Genomic DNA, 15,944 nt, shown 5'->3' on the forward strand with positions numbered 1-15,944 from the left:
TCTCGCGAGTTCCGACATCAATTCGGGTTTGACATCACTCAATTCCGCGCGACGCTGCGCAACACTCTTACTGCGTCACGCACACTCCCGAGCAGCGGCGATGCCGAGATCGGTGCACCGGCAACGTCGGCGTGGCCGCCTGCGGCCGCCAAGTTCGCGGCAAGAGAGTGTGTTCTGGCTCCCACGGCCGCAGCGTCGAGCGGTGCAAGCCCGGCAGCGAGCAGCGCCCCCATCACACCGGACAAAACGTCACCCGATCCGGCCGTCGACGCCCACGAGCCACCCGCATCATTGACCAACACCTGTCCGCCTCCATCAGCGATCACTGTCGTATGACCCTTGAGGAGCACCGTCGCACCGAGATCCGATGCCAAAGCGCGCGCGGCACCGACCCGATCAAGCCCCACCTCGGTGCCCGCCAATCGTGCGAACTCACCCGCGTGTGGAGTCAGAAGCGTCGGTGCGGTGCGCCGACGTGCCAGATCAAGATTCTCGGCCAGCAAGCTCAACCCGTCCGCATCGACCAGGACCGGGACATCCGTCGCAAGAACAGATGCAAGCAGCGCCGCCGCGTCGGCATCGGTTCCCATACCCGGACCGACCACCCATGCCTGCACGCGCCCCGCGTCTTCGAAGGCCGCGCTTGCGATCACCTCGGGGAAACGTGAGAGCACCTCGGCCGCGCCGTGACCCGCGTAACGCACCAGACCCGACGTCGCCGTGACCGCTGCCCCCGTGCACAACACACCAGCCCCCGGATACTGCGCACTCCCCGCAATCACCCCAACAACGCCCTGCGAATACTTGTCGTCACTCGGGCCCGGAACCGGCCAGCGCGCCCCCACTTCCGCCGGATCGAGGGCGCGGAAATCCGGCTCCCCGAGATCCAGACCGATGTCGATCAGCTCCACCCGACCGCACCGCTGCGGCGCCAGGACATGCACGGGTTTGAGCGCGCCGAACGTCACCGTCACTGCGGCTGTCACCGCAGGCCCGTCGACGCCCCCGGTGTTCGGGTCCACACCACTGGGAAGATCCACCGCCACGATCGGGCAGCGGACTTGCTCCACCAGCGCGGCCGCCGCAGGGCGTAACGAACCACGACCCGAAATCCCGACAATCCCGTCGACCACCAGATCCGGTGTACCGAGGTCGGACTCGATACGCCCACCCGCTCGGCGGAAGGCCTCGAGGCCCCGCCGGTGCGCGCGCTCCGGGTCGAGCAGGACCGCACGCACAGCAACTCCGCGCTTACGTAAGAACGCTCCGGCCCAGAGCGCGTCACCGCCGTTGTCGCCACTGCCGACCAGCAGAGTCACCGACTTCGAAGCGAGTAATCCTGTGTACAAACGCAATTCGTCGGCAACAATCCGAGCGAGTCCGTACGCGGCCCGGCGCATCAACACTCCGTCGGGCAACGACGCCAGCAACGGCGCCTCCGCTTCGCGAACCTGATCTGCCGTGTAGTACCCGCGCATGCCGGAACCCTTCGTTTGCCAGTCGCTACCCTCGGAACCATGAAATCACGTCTCGTCCCGATGTTCGCGGGCCTCGTGCTCACCGCCGGCCTCGTCGGGTGCAGTTCCAGCACGGATTCCACCCCTAGTGCGCCCGAAACCACGCTGAGTGGCCCCGTCGTCACCGTCACCGGGATGGCCTACTCCCCCGCATCCATCACCGTGAACGTGGGTGACACGGTCACCTGGGTGTTCGACGACGGAGGCATGGCCCACGACGTCAAAGGCATCGGCAGTGCCCGAAGCCTGCTCCGAAGCCCGCTCAAGAAGTCGGGCACCTACACGGCCACCTTCGACGAACCCGGAACCTACGACTACACCTGCACACCGCACCCCGACATGCGAGGCACTGTGATCGTTCAATAGCTGTCGGCAGCAATGAGGCCCGCAACCGGAAGGTTGCGGGCCTCACTGATTTCACCGAAAACTATTCGACGGTAACCGATTTCGCCAGGTTACGCGGCTTGTCGACGTCGTAGCCACGTGCCGCGGCGACCTCCGCGGCAAAGATCTGCAGCGGTACCGTGGACAGCAACGGCTGCAAGAGGGTCGGCGACGCCGGGATCTCGATCAGGTGATCCGCGTGCGCACGTACTGCGTCGTCACCTTCCTCGGCGATCACGATCGTCGTTGCACCACGCGCCTTGATCTCCTGAATGTTGGACACCAACTTCGAGTGCAACACCGCACGGCCCTTCGGCGACGGCATGACGATGATGACCGGCAGGCCCTCCTCGATCAACGCGATCGGCCCGTGCTTGAGCTCGCCCGCCGCAAAGCCCTCTGCATGCATGTACGCAAGCTCCTTGAGCTTGAGCGCACCCTCGAGCGCAACCGGGTACCCAACGTGACGCCCCAGGAACAGAACCGTCGACGCATGCGCAAACGTGCGAGCCAGCTCACGGATCGGTTCCGCGTTCTCGATGACCTTGCTCACCAGAGCCGGCATCGCCTCGAGGTCCGCGTACTCACGGGCAACTTCGTCCGGGTACTTGGTGCCGCGCGCCTGCGCCAAGGCCAACCCGACAAGGTAATTTGCCGTCACCTGCGCCAGGAATGCCTTGGTGGACGCGACGGCGATTTCCGGTCCCGCCCGCGTGTAGAGAACAGCGTCCGCCTCACGGGGGATCTGCGCGCCGTTGGTGTTGCAGATCGCGAGAACCCGAGCCTTCTGATCCTTGGCATGCTTGACGGCTTCGAGCGTATCGGCGGTCTCGCCGGACTGCGAGATGGCAACAACCAGCGTCGAACGGTCCAGAACCGGGTCCCGGTAACGGAATTCGCTCGCCAGCTCCACCTCGACCGGAAGCCGAGTCCAATGTTCGATCGCATACTTCGCCAACAAACCGGAGTGATACGCGCTGCCACAGGCCACGACAAAAACCTTGTCGACGTCGCGCAGTTCCTGGTCGGACAACCGCTGCTCGTCGAGAACGATCTTGCCGTTCTCGAAGTGCCCGAGAAGCGTATCCGCAACTGCGGTCGGCTGCTCCTCGATCTCCTTGAGCATGAAGTAGTCGTGACCGCCCTTTTCGGCAGCCGCAAGATCCCAGTCGATTTGGAACGGGCGCCCCTGCGCTTCGTTGCCGGAGAAATCGGAGATCCGGTAGCTGTTCGCGGTGATCACCACCGCCTGATCCTGACCGAGTTCCACCGCGTCGCGTGTGTGCTCGATGAACGCCGCCACATCGGAACCGAGGAACATCTCGCCCTCACCGACACCCACCACCAACGGCGTCGAACGACGCGCAGCGACAATCGTGTCCGCATGATCGGCGTGCGTGAACAGCAACGTGAACGCGCCTTCGAGACGACGGACAACCGACAACGCGCTCTCGACGAAATCACCCGCAGTCGGGCCCTCCGCGTACGCACGCGCCACCAGATGGACCGTTACCTCGGTATCGGTGTCACTGAGCAGTTCGATGCCGGCAGCCTCGAGCTCAGCACGCAGCGGAGCGAAGTTCTCGATGATGCCGTTGTGGACCACCGCAAGCTTCCCACTCGCGTCGCGATGCGGGTGGGCATTCCGATCGGTCGGTCGACCATGTGTAGCCCACCGGGTATGACCCATGCCCGTTGAGCCGACAAAGCTGTCCGCACCGATCTCTTCCAACTCAGCTTCGAGGTTGGCCAGCTTCCCTGCCTTACGCTCGATCTCAACGCCACCCACTCCGTCGAGAATCGCGATTCCCGAGGAGTCGTAGCCGCGATACTCCATTCGCCGCAAAGCCTCCACCACGACACCCAGAGCTGGGCGGTGGCCGACGTATCCCACGATTCCGCACATGGTGAATCAGGGTACTTGGACACCCGTGGCACGCGCATTCTGCGGTTGCCAGGGCACGCCGACGGCCACATCGGATAACGTCTTGATCCGTGGCACCGAAACTGAAGGCACTGACCCGTGAGCTGTCCAAGCGCGGACCGCACCGCGTTCTGCGCGGCAACCTCGCTCTGGCCGGTCAACCAGGAGTCGTCTACACCCCGGAAACGGGCTTCAATCTCCCCGCCGTCGCCTTCGGGCACGGCTGGATGGTCGGTGCGCACAAATACGAACAAACACTTCAGCATCTCGCTTCCTGGGGAATTGTCGCCGCAGCACCCGAAAGTGAGCGTGGCCCCGTCCCCTCGCACCTCGGATTGGCCGCAGACCTGCGCTCGACCCTCGACATCTGCGTCGGCGTCCGACTCGGTCCCGGGCAGATCAGCGTTCATCCTGACCACGTCGCATTTGCCGGACACGGGATGGGTGCCGGTGCCGCGGTCCTCGCAGCCGCACAACGTGGAAACGTCGCCGCCGTCGCCGCGCTCTTCCCCGCACCCACCGCCCCCAAAGCCGAGAACTACGCGTCCAAGATCACAGCCCCCGGGCTGATCCTCGCCGGCGAGGACGACGTCGACTCACTCACCAGCAACGCCCGCCCGCTCACCCGCGAATGGGGCGGACCCGTAATCGGACGAACCGTCGACGACGCCCAGGATGCTGGTCTCATCGAAGGGCGTCGCCTTCTGGGAGCATTGGGCCTCGGCGGCTCCGAACGCAAAACACAGGCCACGACGCGTTGCCTACTGACGGGATTCCTTCTATTCCACCTGACCGGCGACAAGCGCTACGAAGCATTTGCCGATCAGGACACCGAATTCCCGCACACCTCGCCCATGTTCGACGCGGATACTCAGTCCGACACCCACTCTCAGTCCGACGCTCGCCGGAGCCAGGCAGTTTCCCGGTAATCAACACTCGAATCTCGTACCGGCTGGCCGGACTTCGCAGTGTCGCCAGGCATCGCCATGTCGCCAGGCATCGCAGTATCGCCAGGCATCGACGCCGACGCTGATCGCAGAAACGCGCCCTGTTCGAAGGGCAAACGCCCGAACTCCTTCACACCGGTAGACAATTCGCCGAATTGTGCACACCGCTGTTGGTAGTCACGTTCGGCAGCAGATCGTCGCATGCGAAATTCGGCGAGTTGCGAATCCATGGCCGCATTGATGGCGTCGAACTGCGACAAACTCATATCGGCCCCGCCCCGGCTAATTCGGCTCCGGTCACAATCGGTTCGTTCAGCGACTCACGGTGTTCTGGCGGTGCAGGGTCTTCTGACGGCGCAGTGTCTACTGGAGTTGGATTAGGGGGTTGGTACGGCTGCGGCGCGGGCTCCGGCGCCTCGGACATTACGGGAGCGGCATCCGTCTCCACCGCGATTCTCGGCCAGCCGTGCTCGTCCAATTCCACAGTGACAGTGACGGACTCCCCTGACAGGTCACGAACTTCAAGACTGACCCCACGCCCGTCCGGCGCGAGCGAGAACCCCCAGGTATTTGCACCGACCGCCAACTCGAGTGCAGGTGCAACCCTGGCTCCCGACGGTTCGACTGCTTGCGGCACGGATGTCTGCGCTGCGTCGGCCGGAACTGAAGAATGCCGCGTTTCGGTAGATTCACTCTCGACCGGAAACAGTTCGGAGACGATACCGGCGGCAACCCCGAAAGCGTCGGTCAGAGCCACCCGGGCCTGCTCGCAGGCGCGGTCGAACTCGTCGCGGGTATCCACGTACACAGGCCTGAAGATCTGATCGATCCAAGGTCTGACGAGATCTGCTGCTGCTCTACAAGTTTCGATCTGATCGACCGGCGCGGCATATCGCACCGCTCTGAATTGCTCATCCGACAACGGCGCAAACCACGTGGCAGCCTTGGCAACTGCGTCCACGCCCCCTTGCTGCGTGCTCACGTCCACCAGCTGATCGATGCGCTGCGCATCGATACCGCCGATCGTTTCTCGATTCAGCGACGCAACCTTGAAAGCCTTGTCCACCACGGCAGTTCGAACTATTCCTGCCAGCTCGTCGGCGACGGAAATCAGCAACGGCATGGCTTCGACATCGACTTCCGCTCTTCGCTGCTCGTCGCGCGCTCGTCCGGCAACGTCGTCCACAGCCTCGACATTCCAGATCTCCGCGAGCGACTCGGACAGGACCGCGAAGTCCTGCGAATCGCGCGACGACGCTTCCGCCGCAAGGGACATCGTCGACACGTCAGCGTGCAGAGCCTGCAGATCGATTCCCGATTCGGCACGATACATCTCGTCGTAGCTACCCAGCGGTCGCATTTCGATACCGAGACGAGTGGCCGCGTCGTGAAAACGCTCGAAGAAATCCAATCCGACGCTACCGGAGTCGAGAATTTCGTCCGGAACCGACAACGAATTACGTTGCGCAATAATAGATTCCGCAGCATCTGCCGAAGCTGTCGACGTGGCCGCATTGCGAATCGGCATCAGAAACCTGATTTCGGATACTCGCGGCTGTGCATTCGCAATTGGTCTGCCAATCCCAGATCGACATCCGCAATTGCTCGGGTCGAACTGCCGATACGCGCGCCGAGAGCCTCGACGAACTGGGCACGTTCCACCATCCGTATCCGGAGCCCACCCAGCGCAGCAGCTAGTGTGTTGCCACACTCGACGTAATCCCGGCCTGCACACTCGCCCGAGAACTCGGCAAATTCCAACGTTCGTGCAGTGACACCCATCTGTTGCGCAAGCGCCGTTGTCCGACGCTCGAGCTCATCGGTAGCAGTGTGGTCGATATCCATGCGGAACTCCGTTTCGCCCGGCCGCACGAAAGATCCGGCGGTCCATGACTACTTGGACGCACGAACCCCGTGGGTCGTTCCCACGAGAATTCAGTTCCCCACAGGACGATCACGCTACATGCGGTTACACCGCTGCGACGGTTTCTGCCAGCTCGTCGGCAAGCTTGCGTGCCACACCAAGATCCGCAGCTTCGACCATGACTCGCACCAATTGTTCGGTACCGGAAGGTCGAAGCAGAACACGGCCGGCGTCACCGAGCACACGCTCGGCATCGGCGACCGCTGCCATTACCGAGGTCGCTGCGGCAACTGCTGCTTTGTCTTCCACCCTCACATTCACCAAGACCTGCGGAAGCGACGTCATCGTTGCGGCGAGCTGCGAGGACGACTTACCCGTCTGCGCCATCCTGGCCAGCAATCGAAGTCCGGTGAGCACGCCGTCTCCGGTTGTTCCGAATCCGGGGAACACCACGTGTCCGGACTGTTCGCCGCCCAAGCTGTATCCGCCGGTACGAAGTTCTTCCAACACATAGCGGTCACCGACCGCCGCTGTGACCACGTCGATACCCGCTGCCCGCATCGCAAGGTGCAAACCCAGGTTGCTCATGACGGTCGCCACGAGTGTGTTGTCGACCAATTCTCCGGATTCGTGCATCGCCACCGCCAGCACCGCCATGATCACGTCGCCGTCGATCACTGCCCCGGTCTCGTCGACGGCGAGGCAACGGTCGGCGTCACCGTCGTGGGCAAGACCAAGATCGGCGCCGTGCTCGACCACTGCTTTCTGCAGATTCTCCAGGTGAGTGGATCCACAACCGTCGTTGATGTTGAGGCCGTCCGGTTCGGCGCTGATCGCGATCACCGTCGCACCCGCAGCCCGATAGGCCGCCGGGCCGACCTCGGAGGCTGCCCCGTTTGCGCAGTCCACAACAACGGTCAGGCCGTCGAGCGGCTGCGTCAGAGCGGTGCCGAGATGCTGCAAGTAGAGCGCAGCGGCATCACCGACCGGGCGTACTCGCCCGATACCCGCGCCGGTCGGCAACTTCGGCGCCACACCACCGTCGATGGCGGCCTCGATTGCGGCCTCGACATCGTCGTCGAGTTTGTGTCCACCCGCGGCAAAGATCTTGATGCCGTTGTCCGGCATCGGATTGTGAGAGGCGGAGATCATCACGCCGAGACTCGCATCGAACAAACCAGTCAGATAGGCAACCGCTGGTGTCGGCAGAACGCCGACATCCAAGACGTCGATGCCGGCCGAAGTCAGCCCCGCCGTGACAGCTGCCTGGAGCATTTCACCGCTCGCACGAGGATCGCGTCCGACGACCGCGGTCGGGCGGCGGGTGCCACCACCGGTTGATTCAGCTGCCAGAACATGCGCAGCCGCTATCGACAATCGCAGCGCAAGATCCGCCGTCAGATCACCATTGGCCAAGCCGCGCACACCGTCAGTTCCGAACAACCGCCCCATCGAACAACTCCCTGAATATCTTGTGCGAGTTCTGTGAAATATCTTTCCCGAAAAACACAAGAGCAGGCGTCCGGTAACGATGGACGCCTGCTCTCGAGTCGAACAGGTGCCGAAGCAGACCAGCCGGTCAACCTCGGCGAAGCATCAACGCTTCGAGTACTGCGATGCCTTACGAGCCTTCTTCAGTCCGTACTTCTTACGCTCGACTGCGCGAGCGTCACGGGTCAGGAAGCCGGCCTTCTTGAGTGCCGGACGATCATCGGGGGTGACCTCGATGAGCGCACGAGCGATAGCCAGACGCAACGCGCCTGCCTGACCGGACGGTCCGCCACCGTGCAGCAGTGCAACGATGTCGAAAGACTCGGGACGCTCAACCGTAACCAGCGGAGCCTTGATCAGCTGCTGGTGCACCTTGTTCGGGAAGTAATCCTCGATGGTGCGGCCGTTGAGCTTGAACTGGCCGGTGCCGGGGATCATGCGGACGCGGACGACCGCTTCCTTACGACGACCAACGGTCTGGATCGGGCGATCGATGACGATCGGTGCCAGCGTAGCCGCTGCAACCTCTTCGACGACCTCGACTGCTTCGGCGGCGAATTCTTCCACTGCCTCGATGTTTTCTTCGGTCACGTTCTGCTCTTCCGGCGATGTCACTGTGCGACCTGCTTGATCTCGAACGGCACCGGCTGCTGCGCGGTGTGGGGGTGATTCGGGCCCGCGTAGACCTTGAGCTTGCTGCTCATCGCGCGACCAAGCTTGGTCTTCGGGAGCATGCCGACGATGGCCTTCTCCACGAGGCGATCGGGGGTCCGGTCGAGGACCTCTCCGACGGTGCGGGACTTCAGGCCACCCGGGAATCCGGAGTGGTGGTAGACCTTCTTGCCAACGAGCTTGTTGCCGCTGATGGCAACCTTCTCGGCGTTGATGACGACGACGAAGTCGCCACCATCGATGTGCGGAGCGTAGGTGGGCTTGTGCTTACCGCGCAGCAGGGTCGCTGCCTGAACGGCAAGACGGCCCAGCACCACGTCGGTGGCGTCGATGACGTGCCACGTGTGGGTCACATCTCCGGCCTTCGGGGTGTACGTAGACACAGAACTTCCTCGTCTTAATTCATTCCACTGCTGACCATGTGCGTATCGCATAGACAATTCTCGGCGGCCAGTTGAGACCCGAGAACCGCTGGACCCTGCGCATCGAGTTCCGGGAATCGAACGTGCAGTCGAACACACGATCAAACATCCGGAAATCAACATGCGGAGGCCTACGGCACGCCACCGATAGACGATACCGGTATCAACCGTCTCCGGTCAAAGAGAGTCCGGACTACCGTTGGCAGCATTCATACAAGAGCTTTCTACCCCGACGACCGATGCTCGTCGGGGTAGAAAACGGAAAGCCACATGCGACGTGAAGTCAGCGCCCGAAGCCGTTCGCGGCGGCGCGATCGGCGTCGCGCATCGAATCGGAACCACTCGCGGTTGCGTTGGCGATCTGAGCCAGCACGATGTTCAGCTCTTCCGACGCCTGCCCCCACCGACGCTGAGCGTCGTTCCAGGCTTCAGAACCCGCACCTTCCCATCCCGCCTGCAGGTTGTCGACAACAACCTTGATCTCGCCCTGCTTGTCGTTGATCGCCTGCGCCTGACGCTTCATTTCGTCAGACAACATGGCAAGTCCGCCGAAGTCGTACCTGATCATGTTCTCGCTCATAACCACTCCCGTTCCACTTTATGTCCGTATCGAATCTGATCTCTGTATGTCTGTCGCATCCGGGACGATCTCAGACGACTCACCGAATGTTCTTGCGCGGAGCCTGATTCAGAGCACTCAGGACATGTTGACGGTCGCGCCGCGCAACGAACTCACGTTGTCGGATTCTGCGCTGTCGAACGTTCCGGCCGACTGCTTGATCTGCTCACAGATATCGCCCAGCGCCGTATCGAGCTTCATGGCAGCGTTGTTGTAGCGCACCATGATGTCTGCGTATTCGGTGTGCGCACTGCCCTTCCACGAACCGCTCGACGCCTCCGCCTCGGATCGAACAGCATTCACCAGACCTCTGATGTCGCCCAAATGACCGTTGATGACATTCGCCGAACTGATCAATTCAGCGGTAGTTGCGGTAAAGCCCATGTTTCCCCCTGGTTGTGATGTGCATGCGCGGTGTCGGCGGTGGCTCACATCCGGCGGACCTTCGCCGGCAACAAGTACCTGATGTGCGCTACACATACTTGGACGCCGCGCACTCGCCGACGGTTCCGGCGGTTCGAAAAGAAATTTCGCGCGGTCAATTCACGGACGACAGTGATTCGACGATCTGAACGCACTCCGGCTCGAACGCGTCCCATTCACCGACGAGGTACTGGCACCCGATACTCACCTGCCTGCCACGTTCGACAAATACCTGCCACCGAACTTCGGAATATCCATCCGGAAATTCCCTGTACAACAGAACCTTTCGTCCGTCCACGGCAACAGTGGACTCGAGGTTTCCGAAGCGGAGTGGATCCTCTATCGCCGAAAGCTGCTCACGCAGATCGATCTCGACCGCGTCGAACTCGACGCCTGCACGGAGTTCCTTCTCGACGATGACGATTTTGCGATCATTCCCAGACGCCGGAATCAAGTCCATCCGTCCTGCGGCCGATCCGCCGCGATCGGGCGCCCACCCCGCCGGCACGACAACGCTCACGTTGCCACCGGCGAGCGGGATTGTTGTCGTTGCCACGGCCGACGTAGTGGAAGGCACCAGCGTGCTCGGCTGGGCACTCCCCAGTGTGGTCGGTTGTGCGGTCGGCGATGTGGTCGGTTGCGCGGTCGGCGATGTGGTCACCGGCACCACATCGGCAGACTCACCGTCAGTAGTTCGGGCTTCGACCGCAGTACCTTCGACCGCAGTGCCTTCTACGCTGCCTCGCCCGGTCGCGACCGCCACGCCCACCCCGAGCAGTCCGACAACAACGACTGACACCGCCAGCGCCGGCAACCAGCGGCGCTGCCGGACACCCGAATCGGCTGGCGTGACCAGCCTTGACGGCGGCACCCACCGATCTCCGAATGCCGAGTTGTCCACAGCCCGACCCGCCGAATTTTCTGCTGTGACCGACTCCAGACGCACCCGCGGATCAACGATCGCTCGCACGATCCGACTCTCGTCGAGAACACGCACGCTCGCGTAGCCGTGAATGCTTCGCGACCCACGCTCCAAGGACGACGCAATCGAATGCGAATGTCGCCCGACAACTACTACAGAGTCCCGAACTGTCAGTTCCTCGAATTCACCGAATAGTTGCGGCAATTCCGACAGTGCTCTGCGCTGGGTGTTCATGAGCGTGACGTCTCCGTCGAAATCGCGCACACACGAAACGACAACGTCACCACCGCGGATCTCCACCACGATGCACCTCGCTCGCCAGCTCCCCCGGGTGGCGCGCGCAATCGCAATCGCGGTCGGGACCAGGACAACGTCGTACCCGACCTGACGCGCAGCGTCGAGCAACCGTCCCTTTCGGGTATTTCCCCACTCGGTCGGATAGCTCAGGTACAGCACATCCGCATCTGCCAGACCGCAACCTTGCACGGTGTGCAAAATCAAGTGCACCAGTTCGAGATCGGTAGGCGCGATTCGTCCACCGATCTCCATGTAGTTGTCGTCGATGAAATCGAGCGGATTGACTGCAGGCAACGCGGCGGCCGGCGACGAATGCTGCTCGGTGTCGACTCTGCAACAGAATTCGCGTTGCCCGGTTGCCGACCACGCGTTGGACGAACCTATATGAACAGACACCGACAACGTGTGACCCGATGTCACAGCGGTGGCATCCACGGTAGCTGCACCAGCTGGGTCTGCGACCGAGACACGTACGTACCCCGCCCCTGCGGCATCTCGGAACCACGCACGGCGCCAACCAGATTCCCCTCGTCGCGGCTGCCACTCATCACGACGCCGGCAGGTGCCATGTCGCGGATCCGGGCAATCACCGGTTCGAACAGTGCGCGCCCTGCCCCGCCGGATCGTCGGGCGATCACCAGATGCAGCCCCACGTCCTTCGAGTGGGGAATGAACTCGAGCAATGCCGCCACCGGGTTGCCGGTGGATGTTGCCACCAGGTCGTAGTCGTCGATGATCACGTAGATTTCCGGTCCCGACCACCACGAGCGTTCTCGCAGTTGTTGTTGCGTCGTATCCGAATTCGGCATTCTTCCGCCGACGATCCGAGCAAGGTCCGCCATCAGTTCACCCAATGTCGCCGCTGAGGCCGAGTATCCACCGAGGTGATTGCCGTCGACCACACCCAACATCGAATGGCGATAGTCACCGATGATCAATTTCGCCTGCGCCGGTGTGTTCGACGCCATGATCCCTTCGGCTATGCCGCGGAGCAGCGACGTTTTCCCGCAGGCGGTATCGCCGAATATCAGGAGGTGCGGATGCTCCGCGAAGTCCATGTAGACAGGTTCGAGGTCGGTTTCACCCAGCCCGACAGGTACCCGCAGACACCGACCGTCACCCGCGCTCGCCTGCGGCCACCTGTCTCCAACGGACGCGAGAAGCTCTGCACGCGTATATGATTCAGGGAGCATCCGAACTGGTGGAGCGGGTCGGGACGTCGACATAGCCGCGATGCGCATCACCGAATCAGATACCGCGGCGCTCAGTTCTACGCTGCTGGAGATACCATCCATACGCGGAAGCCCGGTCAACAAGTGCAGGCCTTCACGAGTGATACCGCGCCCCGCATGACGTTCCGGAACCAGATTCGCTTTCTGGCGCCCCGCGTCGGAGTCTCCTGGGTCACCCAGGCGAAGTTCAATCCGCGTGCCGAGCTGATCCTTCAATGCCGGCCGAATATCTGCCCACCTCGGCGCGGTGACCATGACGTGAACCCCGAATGACAATCCCTGCGCCGCAAGGATACTGATCGGCCCTTCCAGAGATTCGAAGTCGGAACGAACGCTTGGCCACCCGTCGATCACCAGGAAGACATCGCCGAACCTGTCGCGTTCGAGGCCGGCGGCGACACCAACTCCGCGGGGATCTGCAGTGCGCAGTCGCCGGAATTCGACCATCGAGTCGATACCGAGTTCACGGAAGAGTCGCTCCCGTTGCTGCACTACCGTCGAAACCTCCGCCACTGTTCGCCGGACCCTGTCCTGGTCGAGACGATTTGCCACCGAACCGACGTGCGGAAGGTCCCGCAGTCCCAGCAAGGTTCCGCCGCCGAAATCGAGGCAATAGAACTGCACCTGCTCCGCGGTATGCGTCAGAGCAAACGCCATGATCAGGGTCCGCAGTGCCGTCGATTTCCCCGACTGCGGGCCGCCGACGATCGCTACATTTCCGGTCGACCCGTTGAGGTCGACGACAAGTGGGTCGCGCCGCTGGTCGAACGGCCTGTCGACAATTCCGAACGCTGCACTCAAATTCCCACGGGGCAGATTCGGATCACGCGACACGGCGCGCGGAAGAAGCTGATCGAGCGTCGGAGACTCGGAGAGCGGAGGAAGCCACACTTCGTGCGCGCGCGGACCGTACTCCTTGATCCTGTCGACGAGAACTCCCATGAGCGTTCGTGATTCGTCACCTGCCTCCCCCATATCTACGAAGTCCGGCTCCACCACATCCTCCGGGAGGTGATCACTGATCACCGTCGCAGCGGTGAACAACACCGGAGCGAGACCGACGGATTGTTCCGTCGCAAGTCGCGTCGGCGCAATCCTCGCACCCTCATAGTGTCCGGAGACGTACGCGCCTTGAAAGCGCACGATCTCGGCAGAATCCGCTTTCACATATCCGGCGCCTGGATTTCCGGGTAGATAGTATGCGTCGGGGACCCCCAACACGGTCCGAGACTCGTTGGCGGAGAATGTCTTCAAGCCGATTCGGTACGACAGATGACTGTCGAGTCCACGCAGTTTCCCTTCGTCCAGACGTTGGCTGGCAAGCAGCAGGTGGATGTGCAGCGATCTGCCTAGCCGGCCAATCGCCACGAAGAGGTCAGCGAATTCCGGTTGTTGACTGAGCAATTCGGAGAACTCGTCCACTACGACGAACAGGGCAGGCAGCGGGTCGAGTGCGGCACCCGCCATCCGCGCTTTTTCGTAGTCCGACACATTTGCGAAGTTTCCCGCCGCTCGGAGGAGTTCTTGACGACGGTTCATTTCACCGGCAAGTGCGTCGCGCATTCGGTCCACCATGGCCAGTTCTTCGGCAAGGTTGGTGATGACGGCCGCAACGTGCGGTGCCTCTTCGAGACCGAGGAAGGTTGCCCCACCCTTGAAATCCACGAGGACAAGATTGAGGGCGTTCGGCGAGTGTGTCGCGATCAAACCGAGCACAAGCGTCCGAAGAAACTCCGATTTTCCCGAACCTGTTGCCCCGATACATAAACCGTGCGGCCCCATTCCGTTCTCAGCGGATTCCTTGAGGTCGAGTTCGACAGGTTGACCGTCGGCACCGACACCGATCGGCACCCGCAGTCGATCACGTCCCTGGCGAGGCAACCACGCATGCTCCGGGTTGAACCGCGCAGCGTTTCCGATGCCCAGCATCTGACTCCACGAGCGCGACGCCGTGTCGTCGTCCCCCGAATCGACAGCGTTCTGTGAAGCAGCACGGTACGGCGCCATCCGTCGGCCGAAGGTCTGGGCGGTAGTCGTGGAGACGGAATCAGGGCGCGCAAACTTCTCGACGCCGGCACTACTGACCGCGCCCACTTGATCGGGAGCGACCACCAGACGCAAACCACGACTGGCCGACAACGACGACGAGAAACCACACAGGTCCAGGATCGTCACCGAATCCAGACCCGCTCCCGTCAACAGACCGGAATCGCCTTCCAGCAATCCGCCGTCGACGACAACGACGACATGCGGCACACCTGACGATGCGGGCGCGTTACGCGAGAAGCGGCCTCGCATCGAAAGTTGCTCACCCAGAGCACCTTCCAACTCGAGATAGGAGCCGTACACCATCCGCGCCGCGCCCGCCCCGTCATATGCCTCCGGGTGCTGCGTGTGCGGCAACCACTTGACCCATTCCCATTCGACCTGAGTATCGGGGCCACGCACCACAGCGATCTGCAATATGTCAGGACCGTGAAAAGTACACAACTGCATCAACATCGCCCTGACCAACGACCGCGCCGCGTCCCGCTGACCTTCGAGGGCTATCGAGGCGAACCCCCGCAGCGATACCGCAGTCGGAAGATCCTCGACCACCGAATGGGAACGGACAAATCGTCGAAGCGACACGGATGCAACCGGTTCGAGGTCTTCAACCGGTCCGGTCTCCGGCGAGATCAGACGAGTCGCCAGCCTCTGACTGCCGAGACCGACACGCACGTGACAATAATCGGGGTCCGTTATCTGACGCTCCCACATGCGTGACGTGCCTGCCAGGGTCCACAGCAACGACGGCTGCGGACTACTCCATTCGAGTGCCCGACGTTGCGCCTGCCCGGTCTCGTCGACATCACGACGCAACTGATCGAGATAACGAAGATAGTCCTTACGGTCCTCGTTGACCTCGGCGGTCCGCGCGCCACCACTACGGCCCCCACCGGCCAGCATCCCGAGCATCGAGACCGTCATCATGATCGGAAACAACAGGGACATGGGATTTCGCGCCATTCCCGACGTGAACATCAACGCGACCATGCCGATCATTGCCACCACCATCACCACCGGCAGCAATTTGGTCAGCAGATTGCCAGGAGTCGCACGAGGGATCTCGGGCGGCGCCTGCAACGTCACCTCGCCGCCTGGCGCCCGCGGCGCCTCACGCCGAGCCCGACGCAAAAATCTGACTGTACTCACTTCGCCCCCTACAGCGCTGCGATGTGTCCGACATC

The 15,944-nt window shown here is 62.3% G+C and carries 14 protein-coding genes; 2 read left to right on the forward strand and 12 right to left on the reverse strand.

The window, feature by feature from the left end:
* Positions 1 to 38 precede the first annotated feature (38 nt).
* Complete coding sequence (locus FEZ60_RS28655; protein ID WP_172937670.1) at positions 39 to 1,478, reverse strand: NAD(P)H-hydrate dehydratase; 1,440 nt, start codon at positions 1,476 to 1,478, stop codon at positions 39 to 41.
* Between the two features lie 39 nt (positions 1,479 to 1,517).
* Here FEZ60_RS28655 and FEZ60_RS28660 point away from each other — a divergent pair, with 39 nt between their 5' ends.
* A complete protein-coding gene (locus FEZ60_RS28660) occupies positions 1,518 to 1,883 on the forward strand; it encodes a plastocyanin/azurin family copper-binding protein (protein ID WP_033231342.1) in 366 nt (121 codons plus the stop codon).
* Between the two features lie 61 nt (positions 1,884 to 1,944).
* Here the strand turns inward: FEZ60_RS28660 and glmS are convergent, their stop codons facing one another.
* On the reverse strand, positions 1,945 to 3,807 hold the full coding sequence (gene glmS, locus FEZ60_RS28665) for a glutamine--fructose-6-phosphate transaminase (isomerizing) (protein ID WP_033231343.1): 1,863 nt from the start codon (positions 3,805 to 3,807) through the stop codon (positions 1,945 to 1,947).
* Between the two features lie 89 nt (positions 3,808 to 3,896).
* Between glmS and FEZ60_RS28670 the strand changes: the two genes are divergently transcribed.
* Complete coding sequence (locus FEZ60_RS28670) at positions 3,897 to 4,754, forward strand: dienelactone hydrolase family protein (RefSeq protein ID WP_051730217.1); 858 nt, start codon at positions 3,897 to 3,899, stop codon at positions 4,752 to 4,754.
* Here FEZ60_RS28670 and FEZ60_RS28675 read toward each other — a convergent pair.
* From FEZ60_RS28675 to eccCa, 10 genes are all read right to left on the reverse strand, one after another.
* Positions 4,715 to 5,038 carry a hypothetical protein gene (locus FEZ60_RS28675; protein ID WP_172937671.1) on the reverse strand — a complete coding sequence of 108 codons (324 nt, stop codon included), beginning with the start codon at positions 5,036 to 5,038 and terminating at the stop codon, positions 4,715 to 4,717. The genes FEZ60_RS28670 and FEZ60_RS28675 overlap by 40 nt on opposite strands.
* Entirely contained in the window at positions 5,035 to 6,300 is a 1,266-nt protein-coding gene (locus FEZ60_RS28680) for a hypothetical protein (RefSeq protein WP_172937672.1), read from the reverse strand. The genes FEZ60_RS28675 and FEZ60_RS28680 overlap by 4 nt, the downstream gene beginning before the upstream one ends.
* Positions 6,300 to 6,617 carry a hypothetical protein gene (locus FEZ60_RS28685; RefSeq protein ID WP_172937673.1) on the reverse strand — a complete coding sequence of 106 codons (318 nt, stop codon included), beginning with the start codon at positions 6,615 to 6,617 and terminating at the stop codon, positions 6,300 to 6,302. Before FEZ60_RS28685 ends, FEZ60_RS28680 begins: the two co-directional genes overlap by 1 nt.
* 124 nt (positions 6,618 to 6,741) lie before the next feature.
* Positions 6,742 to 8,088 (reverse strand): phosphoglucosamine mutase, encoded by a 1,347-nt coding sequence (glmM, locus tag FEZ60_RS28690; RefSeq protein ID WP_033231345.1) that lies wholly within the window; start codon positions 8,086 to 8,088, stop codon positions 6,742 to 6,744.
* Between the two features lie 144 nt (positions 8,089 to 8,232).
* A complete protein-coding gene (gene rpsI, locus FEZ60_RS28695) occupies positions 8,233 to 8,742 on the reverse strand; it encodes a 30S ribosomal protein S9 (RefSeq protein ID WP_033231346.1) in 510 nt (169 codons plus the stop codon).
* Positions 8,739 to 9,182 (reverse strand): 50S ribosomal protein L13, encoded by a 444-nt coding sequence (gene rplM / locus FEZ60_RS28700; RefSeq protein WP_033231347.1) that lies wholly within the window; start codon positions 9,180 to 9,182, stop codon positions 8,739 to 8,741. Before rplM ends, rpsI begins: the two co-directional genes overlap by 4 nt.
* A 322-nt stretch (positions 9,183 to 9,504) precedes the next feature.
* On the reverse strand, positions 9,505 to 9,801 hold the full coding sequence (locus FEZ60_RS28705; RefSeq protein WP_033231348.1) for a WXG100 family type VII secretion target: 297 nt from the start codon (positions 9,799 to 9,801) through the stop codon (positions 9,505 to 9,507).
* 117 nt (positions 9,802 to 9,918) lie between these two features.
* Positions 9,919 to 10,224 (reverse strand): WXG100 family type VII secretion target, encoded by a 306-nt coding sequence (locus tag FEZ60_RS28710; RefSeq protein ID WP_033231349.1) that lies wholly within the window; start codon positions 10,222 to 10,224, stop codon positions 9,919 to 9,921.
* A 154-nt stretch (positions 10,225 to 10,378) separates the two neighbouring features.
* Entirely contained in the window at positions 10,379 to 11,878 is a 1,500-nt protein-coding gene (locus tag FEZ60_RS28715; RefSeq protein WP_172937674.1) for a type VII secretion-associated protein, read from the reverse strand.
* Positions 11,879 to 11,898: 20 nt separating this feature from the next.
* Positions 11,899 to 15,909, reverse strand: a complete 4,011-nt coding sequence (gene eccCa / locus FEZ60_RS28720; RefSeq protein ID WP_172937675.1) for a type VII secretion protein EccCa — start codon at positions 15,907 to 15,909, stop codon at positions 11,899 to 11,901.
* Positions 15,910 to 15,944 lie beyond the last annotated feature (35 nt).

It is taken from the genome of Rhodococcus sp. MS16 (assembly GCF_013277795.1).
Classification (GTDB): Bacteria; Actinomycetota; Actinomycetes; order Mycobacteriales; family Mycobacteriaceae; genus Rhodococcus_F; species Rhodococcus_F globerula.

Excerpts from the sequence above, each read along its gene's own strand:
- FEZ60_RS28705 (WP_033231348.1), bottom strand. The coding sequence starts at position 9,801 with ATGAGCGAGAACATGATCAGGTACGACTTCGGCGGACTTGCCATGTTG.
- FEZ60_RS28685 (WP_172937673.1), bottom strand. The coding sequence starts at position 6,617 with ATGGATATCGACCACACTGCTACCGATGAGCTCGAGCGTCGGACAACG.
- FEZ60_RS28675 (WP_172937671.1), bottom strand. The coding sequence starts at position 5,038 with ATGAGTTTGTCGCAGTTCGACGCCATCAATGCGGCCATGGATTCGCAA.
- FEZ60_RS28660 (WP_033231342.1), top strand. The coding sequence starts at position 1,518 with ATGAAATCACGTCTCGTCCCGATGTTCGCGGGCCTCGTGCTCACCGCC.
- FEZ60_RS28710 (WP_033231349.1), bottom strand. The coding sequence starts at position 10,224 with ATGGGCTTTACCGCAACTACCGCTGAATTGATCAGTTCGGCGAATGTC.
- FEZ60_RS28680 (WP_172937672.1), bottom strand. The coding sequence starts at position 6,300 with ATGCCGATTCGCAATGCGGCCACGTCGACAGCTTCGGCAGATGCTGCG.
- glmM (WP_033231345.1), bottom strand. The coding sequence starts at position 8,088 with ATGGGGCGGTTGTTCGGAACTGACGGTGTGCGCGGCTTGGCCAATGGT.
- FEZ60_RS28655 (WP_172937670.1), bottom strand. The coding sequence starts at position 1,478 with ATGCGCGGGTACTACACGGCAGATCAGGTTCGCGAAGCGGAGGCGCCG.
- glmS (WP_033231343.1), bottom strand. The coding sequence starts at position 3,807 with ATGTGCGGAATCGTGGGATACGTCGGCCACCGCCCAGCTCTGGGTGTC.